Source organism: Mycobacterium marseillense, from assembly GCF_010731675.1.
In the GTDB taxonomy this organism is placed as follows: Bacteria; Actinomycetota; Actinomycetes; order Mycobacteriales; family Mycobacteriaceae; genus Mycobacterium; species Mycobacterium marseillense.
Window position 1 is genome coordinate 1,074,848 of the sequence record NZ_AP022584.1, and the last position, 22,435, is coordinate 1,097,282.

The window sequence follows — 22,435 nt, forward strand, 5'->3', positions numbered from 1 at the left end:
TGATAGCCCATCCGCAGGTCAGCGCAGTTTTTCGGGGAAGAGATGCGATGGAGCCGGCCGTAGGTCTCATTTCACCGCCCGCCGCGGTCACCGCGTGTCCCCTCCCGGCCCGAACGGGTAATCGACCCGCTCATGTCCGTCGCGATCGCTGCTGTCGAATCGAATGCCGTTGGGCCCCAATGCGGATAGCGATGTAGCCGCACGGACGAAGGACGAGGGATGGGCAGAGTAGCGGGCAAGGTGGCCGTCATCAGCGGCGCCGCGCGAGGTCAGGGCCGTTCCCACGCGCGGCTGCTGGCCGCCGAAGGCGCGGACATCATCGCGGTGGACCTGTGCGCGGATATCGAGACCAACGAGTATCCCCTGGCCCGGCCGGAGGACCTCGACGAGACGGCGCGGCTGGTGGAAAAGGAAGGGCAACGCGCGTACACCGCCGTCGCGGACGTCCGCGACCGCGTGGCCTTGTCCGCGGCCATCGATGCCGGGGTCGCCGAGTTCGGGCATCTGGACATCGTGGTCGCCAACGCGGGCATCTGCCCCCTGACCGCGGGCCTGCCGCCGCAGGCCTTCGCCGACGCCGTGGACGTGGATCTCATCGGCGTGCTGAACCTGGTGCACGCGAGCCTCAAACACCTGGGGCCCGGCGCGTCGATCATCGTCATCGGCTCCAACGCGGCCTTCATGTCGTCGATGAACACCGGCGGTATCGACGGGGGCCCCGGCGGGGCCGGGTATGCGTTCGCGAAACTGGCTGCCGCACACTACGTCAACGACTTCGCGTTGGCGCTCGCCCGATTCTCCATCCGGATGAATGCGGTGCATCCGACGAACGTCAACACCGACATGCTGCACAGTCCGCCGATGTACCGCGCGTTCCGGCCGGATCTGACAGAACCGGCCCGCGAGGATGCCGAGCCGGTGTTCCCGCTTGTTCAGGCGATGCCGGTCCCCTACGTCGAACCCGAGGACATCAGCGAGGCGGTGCTGTTCCTCGCTTCGGATGCGGCGCGCTACATCACCGGACAGCAGTTGCGCGTCGACGCCGGGGGCTTCCTCAAGGTCAAACCCTGGTCGGGAGCGTGATGACCACCGAACACGCTGCACCGCAATCGGGCTCAGAAAACATTGAGCGTCGCCTGTACGAACTGATGGTGTTGATGAAGGCGGCCGACGATCGACTGTCGAAGGGCATCGGCACCGGCGAGTTCATGTGCGTGTACTGGCCGTCGCGGGGCCAGGAGGCGATCGCGGCCGCGATGGGGCTGGCGCTGCGGCCCGACGACCAGTTGGTGACGACCTACCGCGGTCTGCATGACCTGATCGGCAAGGGTGTCCCGCTCGAGGAGATCTACGGCGAGATGATGGGCCGCACGGTCGGCGCCGGCCGGGGCAAGGGCGGCACCATGCACATCGCCAATCCCGCGAAGGGCGTGATGCTTTCGACCGGCATCGTCGGGGCCGGGCCGCCCGTGGCCGTCGGGCTGGCGATGGCCGCCCAACGCAAGGGCATCGACCGCGTCACGGCGGTCAGCTTCGGCGACGGCGCCACCAACACCGGCTCGTTTCACGAGGCGGCCAACATGGCCGCGCTGTGGGACCTGCCGATCGTCTTCGTCTGCCAGAACAACCTCTACGCCGAGATGACACCGACCGCCGACACCATGAAGCTCGAACACGTCGCGGACCGGGCCGCCGGCTATGGCATGCCGGGCGTTCGCGTGGACGGCAACGACCCGCTGGCCGTGAAAGCGGCGCTCGACGACGCGCTGCGGCGGGCGCGCGACGGGGGCGGCCCGACGTTCCTGGAATGCGTCACGTTCCGCTTCCGCGGCCACTACTTCGGCGACCGAACGCCCTACATCCCCGCCGAACAACTCGAGGCGGCGATGGCCGCCGATCCGGTGCCCCGGTTCCGCAGCCGCTTGGCCGAGACCCGCGTGTGCGATCACGCCGAGCTCGACCGCATCGACAGCGACGCGGCGGCGGCGGTGGAGGCGGCCCTGCGCACGGTGCTGGGCGCGGACCCTCCGTCGCTGGACGAACTCGACCGCGACGTGTACGCCACTGCAATCACGTTCCCGGTGTAATCGCATGGACGACAACGAGATGACGATGCGCGAGGCGCTCAACCTCGCGCTCGACCAGGCGCTCGCCGCCGACGACCGCGTGTTCCTGCTCGGTGAGGACATCGCCGATCCCGGCGCCTCCGGGCCGACGGCGGGCCTGTCGACGAAGTACGGCCACGACCGCGTCCTCGACACGCCGATCTCGGAGGCCGCGATCGTCGGTGCCGCGATCGGCGCGGCGATCGACGGTCTGCTGCCGGTGGCCGAGATCATGATCATGGATTTCATCGGGATCGCCGCCGACCAGCTGATCAACAACGCCGCCAAGCTGAGGTTCATGACCGCCGGGCGCACGTCGGCGCCCATCACCATCCGCACCCAGGTGTACGCCGGATTGGCCACCGGCGCAACGCATTCGCAGAGCCTCGAGGCGTGGTTCATGCACATCCCCGGGATGAAGGTGATCGTGCCGTCGACCCCGCGGGACGGCAAGGGGCTGCTGACCGCCGCGATCTTCGACCCCGATCCGTGCCTGTTCATCGAAACGATCCGGCTGCAGAGCAAGAAGGGCTCCGTCCCCATTGAGCCCGGGTTCTCCATCCCGCTCGGCCAGGCCGACATCAAACGGCCGGGCACCGACGTCAGCGTGATCGCCTACGGCCGCTGCGTGCACGACGCGCTGAGTGCCGCGGCGACGCTCAGCGAACAGGGCGTCAGCGCCGAGGTGATCGACCTGCGCACCCTGGTGCCGCTCGACGTCGACACCATCGTGGCGTCCGTGCGCCGAACCCGGCGGGCCGTGGTCGTCCATGACGCGGTGCAATTCGGCGGCCCCGGAGCGGAGATCGCCGCGATCCTGCACGCAGAGCTCTTCGGGGAGCTCGCCGCGCCCGTCGAACGGGTCGCCGCACGGTTCGTCCCCAACCCGGCCGCGGCGGCGCTCGAGGCCCAGATGTATCCGTCGCCGGCGCGCATCGTCGACGCAGCCCAGCGCGCCTGCCGGAAGGCGGCGGCACATGGGTGACTTCATCATTCGCATCCCCCGGGTCTCGGTGGCGGTCGCGGAGGCCGAACTGACCGGGCTGCTCGTGGGCGCCGGCGAGCACGTCGAGGCGGGCACGCCGATCTACGTCATCGCGACCGAGAAAGTCGAGCAAGAGATCGAAGCCGGGGCGACGGGCACCGTCCGGTGGACGGGCCAGGTCGGGACCACCTACGACATCGGCGCCGAAATCGGCGTCATCTCGTCATAACGAAGGAAGGTAAGCCCTATGGATCTCAACGAGACCCGCGACAGAATCATCTACCAAAAAGACGGACCCATCGCCCGCATCACCCTGAACTGGCCGGAGAAGGCCAACGCCCAGGACCAGAAACTGGCCGAGGAAGTCGACGCCGCGCTGGCCGACGCCGACCGCGACTACGACATCAAGGTGCTCGTCCTCAAGGCCAACGGCAAGGGCTTCTGCTCGGGCCACGCCATCGGCAACAACGCCGTCGACTACCCGTCGTTCGTCGAGAACGCCATGGTCACCGGCCACCCGTGGAAAGCCCAGAGCGACCTGTTCGTCAAGCCGACGCTGAACCTGTGGGAATTCTCCAAACCCACCATCGCCCAGGTGCACGGCTACTGCGTGGGCGGCGGCACGCACATGGGCCTGACCACCGACATCGTCATCGCCTCCGAGGACGCCTACTTCTCCTACCCACCCCTGCAGGGGTTCGGCATGCCCTCGGGCGAATGTTCCATCGAGCCTTGGGTGTTCATGAACTGGCGGCGCGCCGCCTACTACCTGTTCACCGCCGAGGTGATCGACGCCAAGAGGGCGCTGGAAGTCGGCCTCGTCAACGAGGTGGTCAGACGTGAGGACCTCGACGATCGGGTGGACGCGATCGCCCGCCACATCGCCCAGGCGCCGCTGACGACGCTGATGCTCACCAAGGCCAACCTCAAGCGCGCCTGGGAGCTGATGGGCATGCGGGTGCACTGGCAGAGCTCCAACGACCTCGTCGCACTCGCCTCGATCAGCAAGGACGTGCAACAGCTGATCCAGACCGTCTTCAAGGACAAGGTGTTGCCCTCCGAGCACGCCCGCCGCCAGGCCGCCGCGGCCGCCCAGACCGACGGCGCCGCAGCCACTTAAGCCCCGCCGGTGAACATCGCCGACCACGCCCGCAGTGCCGCGCAGTCGCCGGCACTCATCGTCGCTGACGGTGCGGTGATCTCGTACTCCCAGCTGCATGCCCGCAGCCGGCGGGTCGCCGCGCTGCTACACGACGCCGGGCTGCGGCGCGGCGACGGCGTGGCGCTGGTCCTGTCGAACCGACCGGAGTTCTTCGAAATCACCTGGGGCGCTCAGCTTTCCGGCCTCTACTACACCACCGTCAACACCCACTTCACCCCCGACGAGGTCGCCTACGTCATCGACGACTGCGACGCAAGGGCGGTCTTCGTCGACGCCACGATGCCCGAACTCGCCGCGCACCTCCGTTCCGCCGGCGCCGCGGTGGTCGCCTACCTCGCCGTCGGCGGCTCGCTCGCCGGCTGGCGCTCCTATGACGACGCCATGGCCGCGGCGGGCGAAGCGCCACCGGTGTCGGACGGATCGGAGATGCTGTATTCCTCGGGCACCACGGGACGGCCCAAGGCAGTGCGGCGGCCGCTGCCCGCGGACGGCAACGGGTCCTGGGCGCAGGCGGTGCTCGAGCTGGCGCTGAGCCACAAATACGGGATGACCCCATCGAGTGTGTACCTGTCCCCCGCGCCGCTGTATCACGCCGCCGGGGTGAACTACACCATGGCGGCCAACCGCGTTGGTGCCGCCTCGATCCTCATGAAGAGGTTCGACGCCGAGACCACGCTGCGGCTGATCGAGACCCACCGGGTGACCCACGCCCAGTTCGTGCCGACGATGTTCGTGCGCATGCTCAAGCTGCCCGCGAAAGTCCGGGAGCGCTATGACGTTTCGAGCCTGCGATGCGTCATCCACGCCGCCGCGCCCTGCCCCGTCGATGTCAAACACCAAATGATGGACTGGTTCGGGCCGATCATCCACGAATACTACGGAGGCACCGAAGGATTCGCGGGAACCACGATCGGGCCCCAGGAATGGCTTGCCCATCCCGGCTCGGTGGGCATCCCGACGGCCCCGGTGCACGTGCTCGGCGAGGACGGGCTGGAACTCCCGGTCGGCGAATCGGGCGAGCTTTATTTCGAGGGTGGACCCGAGTTCGAGTACTTCAAGGACCCCGCCAAGACCGCGTCGGTGTACAACGATCGCGGCTGGCGCTCGCTCGGCGACATGGGCTACGTCGACGCAGACGGCTACCTGTACCTCACCGACCGGTCGACGTTCATGATCGTCTCCGGCGGCGTCAACATCTACCCGCAAGAGGCGGAGAACCTGCTCGTCATGCATCCGAAGCTGGTCGACGCGGCCGTATTCGGGGTCCCCAACGAGGAATTCGGCGAAGAGGTCAAGGCTGTCGTGCAGCCGGCGCGCGGCGTCGCGCCCGGGCCGGACCTCGAGGCCGAACTCATCGACTACTGCCGCGCCCACCTGGCCGGCTACAAGTGCCCGCGCAGCGTGGATTTCGACGCGGAGCTGCCGCGGGACCCGAACGGCAAGCTGTACAAGAGGCGCATCCGCGAACGGTACTGGCAGGGGCGGGTATCGCGAATTGTGTGAACGAGGATGGCTATGAACGCTAGGAACGTGCCGTGGGCGGTTCGCACCGCCGACCGGATCCCCAAACAGCGCTACTACGACCCGGAGTTCTACGCGCTGGAAGCCGAGATGTTGTGGCCCCGGATGTGGCAGATGGCCTGCCGGCTCGAGGAGATCCCCAAGCCCGGCGACTTCGTCGAGTACGAAATCCTCGACCAGTCCGTCATCGTGGTACGGGTGGACGGCCAGACGGTGCGCGCGTATCACAACGCCTGCCGGCATCGCGGCGTGAAGCTGGTGGAGGGCAACGGAAATCGGCGCACCTTCGTGTGCCCCTTCCACGGCTGGTGCTGGGGCCTCGACGGCCACAACACGTTCGTGCTGCGGCCCGAAGCGTTCGCCGACGAAAACCTGGCCGCCGACGACCTTCGACTCGTGGCGGTGCGTTGCGAACTCTGGGGTGGTTGCGCGTGGATCAACCTCGACGACGGCGCGCCGGCGTTGCGTGACTGGATGGAGCCGTTCGCTTCGGTGTACGACGCCTGGCAGGTCGAGTCGCTGCGCGTCGAGTGGTGGCAATCGTGCCGGCTGCCGGTGAATTGGAAGCTGGCCGCCGCGGCGTTCATGGAGGGCTATCACGTTCCGCAGACCCACCCGCAGCTGCTGCCGTCCGCGCAGACCGAGAAAGGCACCGCGGCGACCCACCCCGTCGTCGCGAGCAGCCTGTATTTCATGCGCACCCTCGGTGCGGGCATGGGCGGCATGACCCACGAAAACGACATCCGCATCGCCGAGGGCCTGCAGAACATCGACCTGCCGTCCGACCCGGCCGCGGCCATCGCCGCGTGGCGCAGCGCCCTCAACGACGCCGTCGTCGACTGGCATCGCGCCCGCGGCAGCGGCATGCCCGACCTCAACGAGCTGGTGCGCCGCGGCATCACCGACGCCATCGGGTTCGCCTTCCCGCACTACTTCATCCTGCCGACCTACAGCAGCGCGTCCTCGTACCGGATCCGGCCGCTGGGACCCGAGGACACCCTGTTCGAGATCTGGTCGCTCACCCGGCTTCCCAACGACGCGTCGACCGGCAAACCGACGCCACCCGTGCCGATGGCCCCCGACGACCCGCGCTGGCCGCCGATTCCCGCCCAGGATTTCTCCAACCTTCCGCGGCAACAAAAGGGGCTGCATTCCAAGGGATTTGACTTCATGCGGCTGTCCAACCAGATCGAGGGATTGATCTCCAACTTCGAGCGCCTCGTCGACGGCTTCCTGGCCGGCCTGACCTACGACGAGCTGGTGCCCGCGATCCAGAAGACCAACACCACCATCGATGTGCCGATCGTCGATCTCGGCTTCACGACGAACTCCGTGGAGGCGCGGTGAGCCCGCAGTGGGACCGCTCCGTGGACCTGCTCATCGCGGGCAGCGGTGGCGGCGGCATGGTCGCCGGGCTGGCCGCCCTGGACTGCGGGCTCGAACCCCTCATCGTCGAAAAGCAGTCACTGGTCGGCGGTTCGACGGGCCTGTCCGGTGGCATCGTCTGGCTGCCGAACAACCCGCTGATGCGGGCCGATGGCATCGCCGACTCGCACGAGGACGGTTTGGCCTACCTGGCCGACGTCGTCGGCGACGTCGGTGCGCCGTCCTCACCCGAGCGGCGCGAAGCGTTCCTCAGGGCGGGCCACGAGATGATCAACTTCCTCACCCGCAAGGGCGTGCACCTGATCCGGTGTGCAGGCTGGAGCGACTACTACCCGAACCATAAGGGCGGCAACGCGTCCGGCCGCGCGGTCGAGGGCATCCCGTTTGACGCCGCACGGCTGGGCGATTGGCGCGACAAGGTGCAACCACCGCTGGCCAAGAACTACGGATACGTGGTGCTGACCAACGAGTTGCGTTCGGTCCAATATTTCAACCGCTCACCGCGGGCGTTCGCGGTGGCAGCCCGGGTGTTCCTGCGCACCGCGGCAGCGCGGGCCATGCGGCGCCACATCCTTACCAACGGCGCCTCGCTGATCGCGCAAATGCTCAAGGCGCTGATGGATCTCAGCGACGGGCACCCCCCGTTGTGGACCGGCGCCGCGATGGCGGACCTCGTCGTTGAGGACGGCCGCGTGGTGGGCGCGCGCATCGTGCGCGACGGCACGCCGTTGAACGTCGAGGCGCGCAAAGGAGTCCTGCTGGCCGCCGGCGGATTCGGCCACAACAAGGAGATGCGCCGCCGCTACAGCGGTGACCAGCCCAACGAAGGGCAGTGGTCGATCGCCAACGCCGGTGACACCGGCGAGGCGCTCGAGGCGGCGATGCGCCTGGGCGCCAAGACCGATCTGCTCGACGAGGCGTGGTGGCTGCCTTCGGTTTTCATTGCCAACGGGGGGGCCGTCGCCGCCTCGCTCGGGTCGGGCCGCCAGCGGCCCGGCGCCATCTACGTCGACCCGAGCGGCCGGAGGTTCTGCAACGAGTCGAACTCCTACGTCGAGGTCGGCAAGGCGATGTACGCCAACAAGGCCGTGCCCTGCTGGATGATCTTCGACGAGGGATACGTCCGTCGATACGTCACCAGCGCCAACCCGCTCAAGCGAAACCAGCCATTGCCGCCCGAGCTGATCGAGTCCGGCGCCGTCCGGCGAGCCCCGACCATCGCGGAGCTCGCCGGCGAAATCGGCCTTCCCGCCGACGAATTGGCCCGCACCATCGCGCGGTTCAACCGGCACGCGGCCAAGGGGCTGGACCCGGACTTCGGTCGCGGCCAATCGGCCTACAACGACTGCCTCGGCGATCCGGGGTATCGGCCGAACGCCGCGATCGGGCCGCTCGACACCGCGCCGTACTACGCGACCCGGGTGCTCCCGTCCGACGTCGGGACGTGCGGCGGTGTGCTTACCAACGAGCACGCGCAGGTCCTCGACCAACAGGATCAAGTGATCGAGGGCTTGTACGCCACCGGCAACACCACGGCGACGGTGATGGGGCGGACGTATCCGGGCGCCGGGGCGAGCATCGCCAGCTCGATGGTGTTCGGTTACGTCGCCGCGCGCCACGCCGCCGGCAGATAACGGCGAGCTAGGAACTTTCGTCGCGGTCGAGGAATTCGCGCGGCTTGAGGCCTGACTCCATGAGCTGCGCCCGCCTCGCCTGCACGTCGGACGCGGCGCCAACCATGTTCGTCAGGATGTGACTGACCTGCAGGTGCACCCGCATCCCCATCAATTCCCATGCGCGCTTCACGTTGTTCTTGACCGCCATCAGTGTGGTCAACGGGATTTGGGCGATCTTGCGCGCCATCTCTTCGACGGTGTCCTCGAGCTGATCGCGCGGCACCACCCGGTTGAGCAGCCCCCAGTCCAGGGCCTGCTGCGCGGACAGGGTCGGCGCCAGCAACAGCCAATCCATGGTGCGGTGCCAGTTCATCAGCAGCCACGGCTCGATCATGGTGTGCCCGCCGGGCTCGCCGAGGCTTTGGGCAAGGGGCATCTGGAAATACGCGTCCTCGGAGGCGACGCAGAAGTCGGTCAGCAACCCCAGATAGATTCCCCCGCCCATGCAATAGCCGTGGATTTGCGAGATGGTCGGCTTGGGAAATTCCCACAGGTACAACGTCGGCCACAGGAACAGGTCGGCGGTCCCCTTGTAGAGGTCCTCGAACGTCTCCCCGAAATCCGGATACGGGTTTTCGTCGGGACCCCAACGGGCCACGTGCCCCCCGCAGAATCCCTTGCCGTTGGCTTTGAGGATGACGACCTTGATGTCCTTGTCGCGGTCGGCCTCGTGCAGGCAGTCGTCGACCTCGGTGACCAGGACCGCGTCTTTGGTGTTGGCCCTGTCGACCCGGTTCAGGATGATCCGCGCAATCGGCGGTTCGCGTTCGTAGATGACCGCGTCGAGCTCGCGCCGCTCCATGGTCGGACCATACCCTTTTGCACCCCGCCCACCGCCGATTTGACGGTTGCGCGATCGCGACGCGAGGAGTGAGCTGTAGTGGGGGTGCGCAGCGACGACGGATAGGGCTGAAATGGCGACTCCTCTCGACCGCGTGCAGCAGCTGGACCTGGTGGCCCGGCTCAAATCCGCCTACCCCGAACTTCCGGACGCTCCCACGCCGGATCTCATCGACCACGACCGTTTCGCCGCCTACGTCAAGACCCCGCACGACGTCGGCGGTGAGCCGGACGCCCCGATCGAGTTCGGCGAACAGGAGGCACGCTACGGAACCACCGTGCAGACCGAGCTGCCGGAACGGTGGCTCGAATCGGCCTAGCGACGGGCGCTGAGTTCGGAAAGGACGACGGCATGAGCGCTGACGAACACGATCATGACCACGAGCGCACCGCTGCGCCGATGGTGGATGAAATCACCGACTTCGAAGTCCTCGAGATCGCGCTGCGCGAATTGTGCATCGAGAAGGGACTTTTCACCGCGGAGGATCATCGTCGCTTCACCGAGTTCGCCGAACAGATCGGCCCCACGCCCGCGGCGCACCTGGTGGCGCGGTCCTGGCTCGATCCCGGCTATAAGGAGCTGGTGCGCTCGGATCCGCTCGCCGCCAGCAAGCAGGTGGGCGTCGACTGGCTGGAACCGACCGGCTTTGGGACGCCCAGCGACTTCACGGCCCTGCACGTGCTCGAAGACACCCCGACGCTGCACCACGTGATCGTCTGCACGTTGTGTTCGTGCTATCCGCGGCCAATCCTGGGCAACTCCCCCGAGTGGTATCGGACTCCCAACTATCGCCGCCGCATCGTGCGCTGGCCCCGCCAGGTGCTCGCGGAGTTCGGCCTGATCCTCCCGGAGGACGTCGAGATCCGGGTGGAAGACTCCAACCAGAAGCACCGGTTCATGGTGATGCCGGTCCGTCCCGACGCAACGCAGGGCTGGACCGAAGATCAACTCGCCGAAATCGTCACGCGCGACTGCCTGATCGGTGTCGCGCTGCCCAAGCCGGGTGTGACCACCAACGCCGTCACCCAGACCCGCCCCGCCGTCCATCCCGTCGAGCAATGAGACACCGATGAGCACCGCGCACACCCCACACCCGATAGAGGGCTGCACAGTCGTGCCGCTGACGAAAATCGTTGAACGCAACCAGGTCTGGGGTCTCATGGCGGCGAGGTACGGGGTCGACAACCCGGTACCGCCCTGGCAAACGAGTCTCGACGGCATGTGTGATGCGATCGACCAAAGCTCCTGTGGCGACGAGGTTCTCGGTTTTGCCGAACGGCGTGACGACGAGGACGCGCTATCGGCGACCGTCTACTCCGGGCTGCCCTACCCGGAGAACCGGCTGGTCGCGTTGGCCCACTCGCTGGTGGCGCGCGGCGTCATCGACGAATCCGAACTCGAGGAAAAGCTGGCCGCGGTGCGGGCCAGGCTGGAATCCTGACAAGCCGCACTGCGGCGGACATCACACCGGAGTTCCCGGGCGCTTTCTCGTCTTGTGCACCGGGTGCGCTATGCTGACACCAACGTTGGCTTCACTCCCTTGATGTCAACTACGTCGTGGAACGCTTCTTCATCCCACTGGTGCCGCCCCGAAATTCGGGTTCAACCACCACGTTCAGATGATCCGTGCACCCGCACTAGCATGTCTCGCGGCGATCGATTTTGCCCTCCGGCAATCTCGCCAACTTGTGCCCAGAACCGTGCGCGACAACCACGTTGCCGGTCCGGCATGACCGATGCCTGAAAGGCACCGAAAAGTGACTACCGACAAAACCTTTGCCGACCTCGGCGTGCGCAGATCAATCGTTGATGCGCTCGCGAAGCGCGGCATAACCGATCCATTCCCCATTCAGGTTGCGACCCTGCCCGATACGCTGGCCGGCCGCGATGTACTCGGCCGCGGGAAAACGGGCAGCGGGAAGACCCTTGCGTTTTCGATTCCGCTGGTCAGCCGACTCTCCGAACGCAGCGGCCGCCGCTCGCGGCCATCGGGTTTGGTGCTCGCGCCCACCCGTGAGTTGGCGAGCCAGATCACCGCGACGCTCGAGCCGTTGGCAGCCGCCTGCGGTCTGCGCGTCACCACGATCTTCGGCGGCGTTTCACAACACCGTCAGGTGGCCGCACTCAAATCCGGCGTCGACATTGTGGTGGCTTGCCCCGGTCGGCTCGAGGACCTGATGAAGCAGCGCTTGATCAGTCTCGAGGCGATCGAGATCACCGTGATCGACGAAGCCGATCACATGGCGGATCTCGGCTTCCTGCCCGGCGTCACCCGGATCCTGGCGGCCACTCCGAATGGCGGCCAGCGGCTGATGTTTTCGGCGACCCTGGACAACGGCGTCGACAAGCTCGTCAACCGATTTCTCCGCGACGAGGTGCTGCACTCGGTCGACGGGGCCGACTCACCCGTGGCTCAAATGACCCATCACGTATTCCACGTCGCCAATGCGGACGCCAAGAAGGAGCTCGTGCACCGGCTGGCGTCCGGCACCGGGCGTCGAATTCTGTTCATGCGCACCAAGCATCAAGCGCGCAAACTCGCCAAACAGCTCACCGAATCGGGAGTTCCGTCGGTCGACTTGCACGGCAACTTGTCTCAGCCCGCCCGCGAGCGCAACCTGGCGATGTTCGCCTCGGGCGGCGCACGGGTGCTGGTGGCGACCGATATCGCCGCGCGGGGCGTGCACGTCGACGAGGTCGAGCTTGTCGTGCACATCGACCCGCCGGCCGAGCACAAGTCCTATTTGCATCGCTCCGGGCGCACCGCGCGGGCCGGAAGCGCCGGTGACGTCGTCACCGTGGTTCTGCCTGAGCAGCGCCGAGACACCCAGGCGCTGCTGCGCAAGGCCGGCATCCAGGTCGCTCCGCAGCAGGTGACCGCGTCGTCGGATGCGGTGCAGGCGCTCGTGGGTGAGGTCGCGCCCTACCAGGCGCCCGCGCCCGCCAATGTTCTTTCGCGCTCGTCGCGGCAGCATCGACCGAACACCGGCGGTCAGCGGCGCCGCAATAACCGCAATACCCGGTCACCCAAGACCAACGCACCCACCGATTCGGCGATATCGCACCGCAGCGCCACACCGACGCGGCGGCTGGATCGTCGGCGTTCGAGCCGCGCGCAGGGAAGCACCGGGTAGTTCGCTGCCTGGAACGAGTCAACCCCGCGCGAGCAGCCAGGCCTGACCCTCCGCTTCGCCGTCGGCGACGACGTCCAGTTCGGCGAACGCTGCGGTCAGCTCGCCGGGTAACGCGCGGAAAGGCCCCGGGGCCGCCCCCACCTCGCTGAGCACGGCGATCGCCAGCAGCCCACCGGGCGCCAGGCGTTCGATGATCGCACCATCGAGGCGACGGTCCCGGAATTTGCAGCAGGCGATGACATCGGCCGGCTTGCCCGCCGGCAGGCCGTCGTCGAAATCGACGACGGCGAAGCGGCAGCGGTCGGCCACCCCGGCGCGCCGGGCCAACTCCCGCGCGTGGGCGACAGCCACCGGCGAAATGTCGAGCCCCACCACGTGCAGGCCCCGCGACGCCAACCAGACCGACGCGGTGCCCTGCCCGCAGGCCAAGTCGAGCGCCGTGCCGGTGGTGGGAAACTCCTGGGCGTAGCGCGCGAAAACACCGGGCGGCCCAACCGAATCCAGCGACGGCGGCGCCATCGCCGCATACCGCTCGTCCCAACGACGCCGGTCCGAATCGCCCATACGCGACACTCTAGGGCCCGGCTTCTTCTGGACAGCTGTCCGTTATCGCAATCGCCCGGCCCGGTCGAACGCGATGAATGCGGGTTGTTGGCGGCCGCCCGCCTTCCTAGACTGGACGGGTGTCCAAAGAGGCGTCGTTCCCGGCCGTTGCCGCCAGAACTGCCGCCAGCACCGCCGCCGGTGCGGCCCGCAGGTCGGATCGCCGCCCGGGCCAGACGATTCGCAAGGTCCTCGACGCCGGGCTGGAGGAGCTGCGGGAATCGTCGTACGCGAACCTGACGATGCGGGCCGTGGCGACGCGCGCCGGGGTGTCCCCCGCCAGCGCCTACACCTACTTCCCGTCGAAAAGCGCACTGGTCGCGGCGGTGTACCTGCGCTTCCTGCGCGACCTGCCGCTGCACACCGACGTCAACGAGACGACCAAGACCCGGGTCAGCGCCACCCTGCGGGACATGGCGGTGATGGTCGCCGACGAGCCGGAGTTGACCGCCGCCTGCGGCGCGGCCCTGATGGCCGACGATCCGGCCGTCACGCCGCTTCGGGAACAGATCGGCGAGGAGGTAGCCCGGCGGATCGGTGCCGCGTTGGGGCCGGGTTGGCCGCGGGCGGTGAAGGCCACGCTGCAGATGACCTTCTCCGGTGCGCTGATGACGGCCCGGTTCATCAGTTTCGCCGAGATCGCCGGACAGCTCGACGAGGCCGTCAACCTCATCCTGGGTGCCTCGGTGGCGTGAAAGCCTATGCGGCCCAAGCTGGTCCGCACGGTGTGCCGCGTGACTAGCCGGTGGCGGCCAGCTTTCGCGACGGGAGCCCCGCCCGCAGGAACTGACCGAATCGTTCCTTGCCCAACGCCGGGGCGGCCTGGCCCGCGCCGAACGCGAGTTTCCCGGATACCAGCACGGCCGTGACCGTCTCGTCGTTGCGGTTGACCATCCGCGACAGCCCGCCGTAGGACTCGACCGGGTGCTCGGCGTAGCGGTCGAGCGACTCGTCGAGCTTGGCGGGGTCGATGACGACGATGTCGGCGCGGTCACCCTCGCGCAGGGTGCCGGCGTCGATGCCGTACCACTCCCCGAGCTCGCCGGTCAGCCGGTGCACGGCGTGCTCCATCGAAATGAACGGCTTGCCGGCCTTCTCGGCATCGTGCGCGTGCCGCAGCAGGCGCAGTCCGGAGTTGTAGAACGCCATATTGCGCAGATGCGCGCCCGCATCGGAGAACCCCATCTGGATGGTCGGGCTCTGCGCCAACTTCTTGAGGACCTCGGGGCGGTGGTTGGAGATCGTGGTGCGCCAGCGCAGCTGTTCGCCGTGTTCGACGACCAGGTCGAGGAAGGCGTCCACCGGGTGCACCCCGCCCCGCTCCACGCCGACCTGCCCGAACGATTTGCCGACGACGGACTCATCGGGGCAGCCCACGATCTCGGCGTCGAAGAAGTCGCGGTGCCAGACCCGCGGCCCGTATTTGCTGTCGTAGTCCTTGCGGAACGTGCGCCGGTACTCCTCGTCGCGCATGAGCTGGTTGCGCTCGACCTCGGTCTGCAGGTGCAGGGCCGCAGCACCCGAGCCGAACTCTTCGAACACCACCAGCGAGATCCCGTCGGCGTAGACCTCGAACGGCACCGGCAGATGCTGCCAGCGGAAGTTGCCGCCGAGGGCGTTGACGACGCGGGCGAGGCGGTCCATGACGTGGATGACGAACGGGATGGCTTTGATGTCGGCCGCCGACAGGAGGCTGGTCTTCAGCCGGGGCCGGCGGTACCCGAGCGACGTCAGCAGCTGCGAGACCACCGACAGCGGGTTCTTGATGTCGGGGCCGGACTGCAGGATCTTGTCGCGGCGCCGCAGGATCGCGTTCAGGCGGCGCAGCTCACGCGATGACGCGTACGTCGACGGCAGGGTGCGCGATCTGCAGACCTCGCCGTCGAGCTTGTCGAACAGCAGTTGCTGCGACGACATCCCGACGAAGCCCTCGTCGAGCGCGTCGTTGAGCATCGATTCCATGCGGGCTTGTTCGGCCGCGGACGGCCGGACGCCCTTGCGCGTGGCCCGGTCCAGCCCCATCGTCGCCGCGCGCAGATCGGAGTGCCCGATGAAGGCCGCCAGGTTCGGACCCAGGTTGAGGCGTTCGAGTTCGGCCACGTACTCCCGGGGATTGGTCCAGGAGCGCGCCGCGTCGAGGTGCTCGATGACGTAGCGGCGGGGAATCGCTTCGACCCGGCCGAAGATGTCACCGGCATCGACGCTGTCCAGGTAGACGGTGGACAGCGAACACGATCCCAGCATCACCGTCGTCACACCGTGCCGCAACGATTCGGAAAGCTCAGGTGCGCAGAGGATTTCGACGTCGTAGTGGGTGTGGATGTCGATGATGCCCGGGATCACCCACTGGCCCGTCGCGTCGATGACGTCGGCGCCGGTCGTGTCGAGCCCCTGGGCGATGGCGACGACGCGGCCGTCACGCACGCCGATGTCCCGCAACGCCGAGGGCCCTCCCGTCCCGTCGAACCAGCGCCCGTTCGTGATCACGGTGTCGTACTGCATCGGTCGGCCTTCCTCTGTCAGGCGTCCTGCCCGCTGGATCCGCAGTGATCATACATACTGGGGATAGTGTCTGGCCGCGTTATCGGCCCGCGACGCGGTGGTTAGCCAGCAACGACGGCGCCGCTGCGGACGCTATGATCCAGCTGTGGGGACCACCGCCTACCGGTTTGCCGTTCGATAACCATGCGCAGTCACGGTTGGGCAGGAAACACGCCGGCTTCCGACGCGGAGGCGATCGAGCGCATCCTCGACGCCGCCGACAAGATCGTCGACGAACGCGGTTCAGCGCTGCGGATCGCCGACGTGGCACGGGCGCTGGGCGTCACCCGCCAGACCGTGTATCGGTACTTCCCCGGAACCCAGGCGTTGTTGGTGGCGTCCGCGATGCGTTCGGCCGACGGCTTCCTCGATCGCATGGCGGCTCATCTCGACGGCGTCACCGACCCGGTCGTGGCCATCACGGAGGGAATGGCTTTCGCCGTCGAGGAGTTGGCCTCGGACAATCAGGTCGAGTTCGTCCTCAACCAGCGCCACCACGGCGGCCAGAAGGTGTCGATCATCTCCGATACCGCGTTGGCGTTCGGCCGGTCGATGCTGCATCGCTACGACATCGATTGGGAGCATTACGGTTTCGACGAGGCGGGCCTGGACGAGCTGAACGAATTCTCGTTGCGGGTCCTGCATTCGTTTCTCGCCGACCCGGGACGGCCGCCCCGTAGCGGCGCCGATCTGCGGCGCTATCTGACCCGCTGGATCGGGCCGGCGATCGCCTACCCGCAACTCGTCCGCGCAATGGATGCGCTGGGCACCGCCGAGCCGCCGCGAACGCGCCGGCGCTCGTCAAAGGCGTCCTGACCGGGGCCGACCGCGACCGGCGGACGACCATACATTTTCGTTGATATGTCCGCCCGGTCGGCGACGGCCCTCGACGAATTCAGCGCGCCTGCGTCGCGGTGCCGATCATCGTGTGCACCTCTTCGATCGACCACGGTCCGGCCTCATGGTGATCGCGGTAACCGAGCAGCCGCGGCGTCTGGCGGTCGAAACTCCCGACGAAACCGCCTGCGGCGACGAGGATCTGGCCCGTCACGTCGCGGGCCAAGTCGCTCGCGAGATAGGCATAGACCGGTGCCACGAATGCGGGTGGGGCGCTGTCGAGCGAGGCCCGCATGGTCATCTCGTCGAGCAGGCCGCGGCGGTGCAGATCTTCGATATGTCTTTCGTACTCGGGCCCCGTAGAAAGCCGCGTCCTGGCGCCGGGACACACCACGTTGGCCCGAACGCCGTGGGGCTTCAGTTCGGCGGCGATGGCCATCGTCAGGCCGTTGACTGCGCCTTTGCCCGCGGGATAGCCGGTCCCGCCGTAGTCGCCCAGAAAGGCCACCGAACTGGTGTTGATGATGGCTCCGTGCCCCTGGCAGGCCATCACCGGCGCGGCCGCCCGGCACGTGTGAAACGCCGTGCCCAGGTGGGCGCCAATCAGCTGGTCGAACTCGGCCGCCGAGATCGCCAGAATCGAGGAGCCCGGCGGCTCGGCGGTCCCGGCGCAATTGATCAGCGTGTCCAGCCGCCCGAACGTGCTGACACACACGTCGATGAGCGTCTGGGCGACCCGCTCGTCATCCGCGGCCCCCACCACCGCGGTGGCCCGCCCACCCGCCGCTCCGATCGCGGCGACCGTCTCCTCGACCGCGTGCCCGTCACGCCCGTTGACGACCACACCGGCGCCCAGAGCGCCCAGCAGTTCGGCGACCGCACGTCCGATGCCGCGGCTGCCGCCGGATATCGCCACGCCGTGCCCTTGCAGGAGGGCTTGCGCGCCAGATCCGCTCACCGTGCGCCCATCCCGCGGGCCGCGTAAAGCATTGCGCGCGAATTGCTCTCGTCATCGGCGCGAGACATGCCGCTCGATTGCATCATGAACATTAGGCGAACGATACCGAAACCGAGAATCGACGCCCGAACGTTGCGGCCACCCGGGTCCAGCACCCTTCCCCGACCGGTCGTTTGCCCCGGTTGCCGGGCCGCCGCCCCGTTAGGGGGGCGCCCCGCCAGGCGCTCACCGCCGCGCCGCCGAGAATGGCACCGACGAGCATGGCAGCGGCCACGGTTGTGTTTGCCGATGGTGCCGCATCGCGGATCCTTGAGGCTCGGGATGTCCACACAACCCCAGCTCAAGGCACGGCGGACGAGGCGGCGCCTCGGACACCGGCGGCTTGCTGGCATAGCATGAATGCCCGATGGAAATAGTTAAGTAGTGATTCACACCCACCGCGGAACCGGTCGCCGCGCGATCCGCGGGGGCGTATAGTCTCCACTGAAGTCCGCTTTTGGACGTGTCGCCGTTTAGCTCAAAGCGGCCAGTCAGCCCCGCGGCTACTGAGCTTGGTACTGGCTCCGGCGATCAAAGACCCGAGAGTCATCTCCCCTTCGGTAGCGCGTGTGCGGTGGGTAAACGACAAGTCCCGCGGATCAGGATGCAGTGGAGGCGACTGTGCGGGATTCCGCGATCTCTTTCTGCATAGACTCAGGAAAGTGAGTCAGCAATGCAAACTCGTTCTTGCGCAGGTGTTTACACGACTTATCGAGTAAACACAAGGTGCGCCAGCCGATGACCCACACGATTGCCCCTACCCCTCCGGCTCCGGCCCCCGCCAGACAATCCGACGATTCATACGACGATGTGGTCGAGATGTTCTTGGCGCTGCATCAGATGCCGGCCGAATCGCACGAGTACGCCCACCAGCGGGAACGCATCGTGGCCCGATGCCTACCGCTGGCCGACCACGTGGCCAGCCACTTCGCCCGCCGGGGCGAAGGTCTCGACGACTTGATTCAGGTCGCGCGCCTGGGCTTGATGAACGCCGTCAACCGGTTCGACCCCGCGAAGGGTCCGAGCTTCATCGGGTTCGCCGTCCCGACCATGATGGGCGAGGTCCGGCGTTACTTCCGCGACTACAGCTGGGGGATGCGCGTCCCTCGGCGGTTGCGTGAATTGCACGTTCAAATCAGCAGGGCCACAGCCGATCTCGCCCAGCAACTCGGCCGGGCGCCGAACGCCGGCGAACTATCGCAGATGCTCGAGGTGCCGCGCGAGGAGATCGTCGAATGCCTCGTTGCGGGCGACGCCTACCGGCTCGATTCCCTGGACGCGCCGCTGGGCGCCGACAGTTCCGGCACGCCGCGTTCGGTGGCCGATTCGGTGGGCGACATCGACCCGCAGATCGAGCACATCACCAACCGGGAAGCGCTGCGCGTCCTCGTTGCCACCCTGCCGCCGCGCGAACGCGAGGTGTTGCGCATGCGGTTCTTCGAATCGATGACGCAGAGCCAGATCGCGGAGCGGATCGGCGTATCGCAGATGCAGGTCTCACGCATCCTGGCAAACACGCTGCGCTCCTTGCGCGACCAACTCGAGTAGCCCCCGGCACCAGTACGCTCCGCGGCGTCCCCCGCCGCGGGGCAATGTACTGTGCGATTCGAAGGGCGGGCCCCGACGTCGTCGCCGAGAAGACCTGGAAGGGAGCTGGATGCGATGAGGACTTCACGAGCGCTGATCGCGGGCGTCGCGGCGACGACGGCGCTGGCGGTGTCGGTGGCGGGGTGCGGCAACAACAAGTCGCAACCGTCGACGTCGAAGACCGGATCCGCTACCTCGGCAACCTCCGCCACCAGCAGCCCCGCCGCCGCGCCACCCTCGTCGTCGGCGGCGCCGGGTCAGCCGAATGAGTACGCCAGGCTGCTCATCCCGGCGAGCGACATCAACGCGCCGGTTCCCTTTACCGCCGGTCCCCCGACCAGCAATCCCAACGGGCAGCCGGGCGTGGCGACGACCTTCAAGGACGACGACGGCAGCCATGCCATCACGGTCACCATCGCCGTCTACGACGACCCCGAGGCGGCGACGAACGCGCTGAACGCGGCCAAGGGCCAGCAGGGCGGTGTCGTCAAAGACCCGACCACGCAACCGTCGAATGTCGGCAGCGGCGGAACGATGCTGATGGGCAACGCGCCCGACCGCAGCAAGGGTGTGGTGATCCTGCTCTTCACCGAGGGACGCGCGCTCGCCACACTGCAGTTCGATGGCCCGACCGACACGCTGGCCCCGCCGGATTTCGTCGGCGATGTCGGCCAGAAGCAAGACGCGGCCATCAAGAAGGGCCTCGGCGGCTAGACCCTCAGCACACCGCACAGCAGAGGCGCGCCATGAACGTCATCAACGGGATGCCGGCTCACGCCCTGTTGCTGCATTTCGTGTTGGTGCTCGTTCCGCTGACCGCCGTGCTGGAGATCGTGTGCGGGCTGTGGCCGGCCGCCCGGCGCGGGCAACTGATGTGGCTCACGCTGATCCTCGCGGTGGTCACGCTGGTGTTGACGCCCATCACCATCGACGCTGGTGCGTGGCTCTACGACCGTCAGGCCAACCCCAGCCCGATCCTGCGCGAGCACGCGGCGCGGGGCGGCCTCATGACCTACTTCTCGGCCGCGCTGCTGGTGGTCGCCGTCCTGCTCATCGCGCTGCGAGTCATCGAACGCCGATCCGATCGGCGCCGCGTGCTACTCCACGTGCTCGTCGCGATCGTCGTGCTCGTGACCGGGGTCGCGTCGACCCTCCAGATCTACCGCGTGGGCGACGCCGGCGCGCAGGCGGTCTGGGGCGGCTGAACAGCCGCTAGTGGTCCACGGGGCGGCGTCGGTCGAGTTTGCCCAGCCCGGTGATTTCCAGGCTGACGGACTTACGTTGCCCGGCGGCGCCGAGCATGAAAAGCATGTCGGCGACCGGTGCGCCCAGCCAAAACCGCCAAAACCGTTTGCGGAAAATGGTCCAGGCGTAGCTGCCGCCCCCGATCGTCCAATGCAGGGCCATCGTGATCAGGTAGTAGACAGCCCGTTTCGGGCGAGCGGTAACCATCTCGAGGTTCATCTCCCACGCCTCGAGGCCCCAGGCGCGGTAGCGCCATTGCAACTCGTACTTGTTCTGGAACTCGTAGAACGCGAGCATTTCGCCATTGGTGACCAGATATTCGTCAAAGACAAGGATCGATCCCTCGACGAACCGGTCCTTGCAGGTTTCCAGCGCGTGCAGGCAACTCTCGTACGTATCCAGATCCATGTGGAAAAGCCGGATGGGGGCGCCCGGTCGGTCGGCCAGGAACGGGGCCAGCGTGTCGTAGGTGCTTCCCCTGATGAACTCCACCTTGCGGCCGAGCGCGTCGGGCACGCCGTCGTGCAGGGTGACGCCGGTGTCCCGGAGGAAGCGTTTGGCCACCGGGTCCGCCAAGGAAAAAGCCCCGCGCTTGATGACGGTGTGGTCGTCGATTGGCCAGTCCTCGACGAGGCCCGAGAAGGTATCGAATCCGTACACCGTGCGGCCGCAGGCGTCAGAGATCAGCCGCGTCGACCACCCGGCCCAGACGCCCAGGTCAAGCAGCAATTCGTCAGGATTGTCGGGGTTTGGTGGCGCCAGCTGCGAGGCCTCCCACAGCAGCGTGTGGCCCCCGATTTTGCATTGACGCAGGTCCGCAAGCGTGCGGCCGATAAACGAGCGATATGCGTCGTCATAAACTTCGATGTCCCGCGCGTACAAATTGGGAATATAACGATCCCGACCCTTATAGACCCAGCGCGCGCACAGCAGCGACAGCAGAATCGCGGCGACCCCGACGAGGAGGACCGGCCGGACGTAGCATGCCGCAAAGACAATGACCGCGATGCCGACAAGAATCGCTTTCCATATGCGGTGAAGCCCTGTCCGATCCACGGTCCGCGTGTCGATTACGACCACCGGTTAGCCCTCCGATTTCTCGTCCGGATTAGACATCGCAGGGCCAATTTCGTCAAGGGGCGGCCACGTGGCGAGCCCGCGCGGAGGTGCGCTTTCCCGATCGGCTAACGGACTTGGCGCGGGCGAAATTCATCTATAGCAGCACACCGAATTCAAATTCGACGGACCCACGTCGGCCAAAACATAATGCGGCGATCACAAGGATCAGGTGAGCGGCGTCAGCAGGAACAGCCGGAATTGGCGCGGCCCGGCGAGATCCTGGGCGACCCGATAGTTGGACCAATGGTCCAGCACCGCCGCCCAGGCTTCGTCGCGGTCCGCGCCGGTGAGCAGCTGCGCCTTTGCCACGAACCGTTGGCCACGCCTGCGCACGGTGACGCGTTGTGCCGCTTCCAGATTCGCCGACCACGACGGGTGGCGTTCTCGCCCCCAGTTCGATCCGACCAGCAACAGCCCGCCGCGAAAGGGCACGTACTGCACCGTCGCGCTACGGGCCAGGCCCGTCCTGCGGCCCGAGGTCGTGATGCGCACGTTGGGCAGCCCGACGAGGTCCAGGACGCCGAGGCGTCCGCTCGTCGCGAACCGAAGCAGCGCCTCGAAGCGTTCGACGATCGACGATCCGCTACGCACGAGCAACCGATAGACGGTCGGGTTGCGAGCCGCCCGCCGCAGCGGATTCATGCGGCGACTGTATTCCCGGTGGGCAGCGCCAGGGCGTCGGGTCGGTGAAATATC

22 protein-coding genes and 1 pseudogene are annotated in these 22,435 nt (G+C 67.2%); 17 read left to right on the forward strand and 6 right to left on the reverse strand.

The genetic code is table 11. The features are described 5' to 3' along the window. Positions 1-219 precede the first annotated feature (219 nt). The 8 genes from G6N26_RS04850 to G6N26_RS04885 are packed head-to-tail and all read left to right on the forward strand — an operon-like array spanning position 220 to position 8,793. On the forward strand, positions 220-1,083 hold the full coding sequence (locus tag G6N26_RS04850) for a mycofactocin-coupled SDR family oxidoreductase (RefSeq protein ID WP_083020127.1): 864 nt from the start codon (positions 220-222) through the stop codon (positions 1,081-1,083). Beyond that, positions 1,083-2,087, forward strand: a complete 1,005-nt coding sequence (locus G6N26_RS04855; RefSeq protein ID WP_179960291.1) for a thiamine pyrophosphate-dependent dehydrogenase E1 component subunit alpha — start codon at positions 1,083-1,085, stop codon at positions 2,085-2,087. Before G6N26_RS04850 ends, G6N26_RS04855 begins: the two co-directional genes overlap by 1 nt. A 4-nt stretch (positions 2,088-2,091) precedes the next feature. After that, entirely contained in the window at positions 2,092-3,090 is a 999-nt protein-coding gene (locus tag G6N26_RS04860) for an alpha-ketoacid dehydrogenase subunit beta (RefSeq protein ID WP_083020131.1), read from the forward strand. Beyond that, on the forward strand, positions 3,083-3,319 hold the full coding sequence (locus G6N26_RS04865; RefSeq protein WP_067167369.1) for a biotin/lipoyl-containing protein: 237 nt from the start codon (positions 3,083-3,085) through the stop codon (positions 3,317-3,319). The genes G6N26_RS04860 and G6N26_RS04865 overlap by 8 nt, the downstream gene beginning before the upstream one ends. Positions 3,320-3,337: 18 nt before the next feature. Further along, entirely contained in the window at positions 3,338-4,210 is an 873-nt protein-coding gene (locus G6N26_RS04870) for an enoyl-CoA hydratase-related protein (RefSeq protein ID WP_083020133.1), read from the forward strand. A 9-nt stretch (positions 4,211-4,219) separates the two neighbouring features. Beyond that, positions 4,220-5,755: an acyl-CoA synthetase gene (locus G6N26_RS04875; RefSeq protein ID WP_083020134.1), complete on the forward strand. Its 1,536-nt coding sequence runs from the start codon at positions 4,220-4,222 to the stop codon at positions 5,753-5,755. A gap of 12 nt (positions 5,756-5,767) precedes the next feature. After that, complete coding sequence (locus G6N26_RS04880; protein WP_083020137.1) at positions 5,768-7,120, forward strand: aromatic ring-hydroxylating oxygenase subunit alpha; 1,353 nt, start codon at positions 5,768-5,770, stop codon at positions 7,118-7,120. Next, complete coding sequence (locus tag G6N26_RS04885; RefSeq protein WP_067167379.1) at positions 7,117-8,793, forward strand: FAD-binding protein; 1,677 nt, start codon at positions 7,117-7,119, stop codon at positions 8,791-8,793. Before G6N26_RS04880 ends, G6N26_RS04885 begins: the two co-directional genes overlap by 4 nt. Before the next feature lie 7 nt (positions 8,794-8,800). Here the strand turns inward: G6N26_RS04885 and G6N26_RS04890 are convergent, their stop codons facing one another. After that, positions 8,801-9,637 (reverse strand): enoyl-CoA hydratase-related protein, encoded by an 837-nt coding sequence (locus G6N26_RS04890; RefSeq protein ID WP_067167381.1) that lies wholly within the window; start codon positions 9,635-9,637, stop codon positions 8,801-8,803. A 112-nt stretch (positions 9,638-9,749) separates the two neighbouring features. Between G6N26_RS04890 and G6N26_RS04895 the strand changes: the two are divergent. The 4 genes and pseudogenes from G6N26_RS04895 to G6N26_RS04910 all read left to right on the forward strand — a co-directional run. After that, positions 9,750-9,935 (forward strand): annotated as a pseudogene (locus G6N26_RS04895) (nitrile hydratase subunit beta); the annotation flags it as partial. Between the two features lie 92 nt (positions 9,936-10,027). Continuing rightward, positions 10,028-10,738: a thiocyanate hydrolase subunit gamma gene (scnC, locus tag G6N26_RS04900; RefSeq protein ID WP_083020142.1), complete on the forward strand. Its 711-nt coding sequence runs from the start codon at positions 10,028-10,030 to the stop codon at positions 10,736-10,738. Positions 10,739-10,745: 7 nt separating this feature from the next. Next, complete coding sequence (locus G6N26_RS04905; protein WP_083020144.1) at positions 10,746-11,117, forward strand: thiocyanate hydrolase; 372 nt, start codon at positions 10,746-10,748, stop codon at positions 11,115-11,117. Between the two features lie 316 nt (positions 11,118-11,433). Continuing rightward, the gene (locus G6N26_RS04910; RefSeq protein WP_083020146.1) at positions 11,434-12,810 is read left to right on the forward strand and encodes a DEAD/DEAH box helicase; all 1,377 of its coding nucleotides are present in this window, start codon (positions 11,434-11,436) and stop codon (positions 12,808-12,810) included. An 18-nt stretch (positions 12,811-12,828) separates the two neighbouring features. On the opposite strand, the gene G6N26_RS04915 is transcribed toward G6N26_RS04910, so the two are convergent. Further along, positions 12,829-13,374, reverse strand: a complete 546-nt coding sequence (locus tag G6N26_RS04915; protein ID WP_083020148.1) for an SAM-dependent methyltransferase — start codon at positions 13,372-13,374, stop codon at positions 12,829-12,831. 119 nt (positions 13,375-13,493) lie between these two features. On the opposite strand from G6N26_RS04915, the gene G6N26_RS04920 reads away from it, so the two are divergent. Further along, positions 13,494-14,108 (forward strand): TetR/AcrR family transcriptional regulator, encoded by a 615-nt coding sequence (locus G6N26_RS04920; protein WP_067167393.1) that lies wholly within the window; start codon positions 13,494-13,496, stop codon positions 14,106-14,108. 43 nt (positions 14,109-14,151) lie between these two features. On the opposite strand, the gene G6N26_RS04925 is transcribed toward G6N26_RS04920, so the two are convergent. Further along, complete coding sequence (locus G6N26_RS04925) at positions 14,152-15,915, reverse strand: N-acyl-D-amino-acid deacylase family protein (protein WP_083020150.1); 1,764 nt, start codon at positions 15,913-15,915, stop codon at positions 14,152-14,154. A 183-nt stretch (positions 15,916-16,098) separates the two neighbouring features. Between G6N26_RS04925 and G6N26_RS04930 the strand changes: the two genes are divergently transcribed. Next, positions 16,099-16,770 (forward strand): TetR/AcrR family transcriptional regulator, encoded by a 672-nt coding sequence (locus G6N26_RS04930; RefSeq protein ID WP_067167400.1) that lies wholly within the window; start codon positions 16,099-16,101, stop codon positions 16,768-16,770. A gap of 79 nt (positions 16,771-16,849) precedes the next feature. Here the strand turns inward: G6N26_RS04930 and G6N26_RS04935 are convergent, their stop codons facing one another. Continuing rightward, positions 16,850-17,749, reverse strand: coding sequence for an SDR family NAD(P)-dependent oxidoreductase (locus G6N26_RS04935; protein ID WP_067167402.1), 900 nt, complete (start codon positions 17,747-17,749; stop codon positions 16,850-16,852). Between the two features lie 777 nt (positions 17,750-18,526). Here G6N26_RS04935 and G6N26_RS04940 point away from each other — a divergent pair. From G6N26_RS04940 to G6N26_RS04950, 3 genes are all read left to right on the forward strand, one after another. Further along, a complete protein-coding gene (locus tag G6N26_RS04940; protein WP_083020152.1) occupies positions 18,527-19,336 on the forward strand; it encodes a SigB/SigF/SigG family RNA polymerase sigma factor in 810 nt (269 codons plus the stop codon). A 114-nt stretch (positions 19,337-19,450) separates the two neighbouring features. Next, positions 19,451-20,089 carry a hypothetical protein gene (locus G6N26_RS04945; RefSeq protein WP_067167406.1) on the forward strand — a complete coding sequence of 213 codons (639 nt, stop codon included), beginning with the start codon at positions 19,451-19,453 and terminating at the stop codon, positions 20,087-20,089. A 32-nt stretch (positions 20,090-20,121) separates the two neighbouring features. Further along, complete coding sequence (locus tag G6N26_RS04950; RefSeq protein ID WP_083020154.1) at positions 20,122-20,580, forward strand: DUF2231 domain-containing protein; 459 nt, start codon at positions 20,122-20,124, stop codon at positions 20,578-20,580. Positions 20,581-20,587: 7 nt separating this feature from the next. Here G6N26_RS04950 and G6N26_RS04955 read toward each other — a convergent pair whose 3' ends face one another. Both G6N26_RS04955 and G6N26_RS04960 read right to left on the reverse strand, forming a co-directional pair. Next, entirely contained in the window at positions 20,588-21,700 is a 1,113-nt protein-coding gene (locus G6N26_RS04955; protein ID WP_067175206.1) for a class I SAM-dependent methyltransferase, read from the reverse strand. A 204-nt stretch (positions 21,701-21,904) separates the two neighbouring features. Then, positions 21,905-22,381, reverse strand: a complete 477-nt coding sequence (locus G6N26_RS04960; RefSeq protein WP_067175209.1) for a nitroreductase family deazaflavin-dependent oxidoreductase — start codon at positions 22,379-22,381, stop codon at positions 21,905-21,907. Between the last annotated feature and the right edge of the window lie 54 nt (positions 22,382-22,435).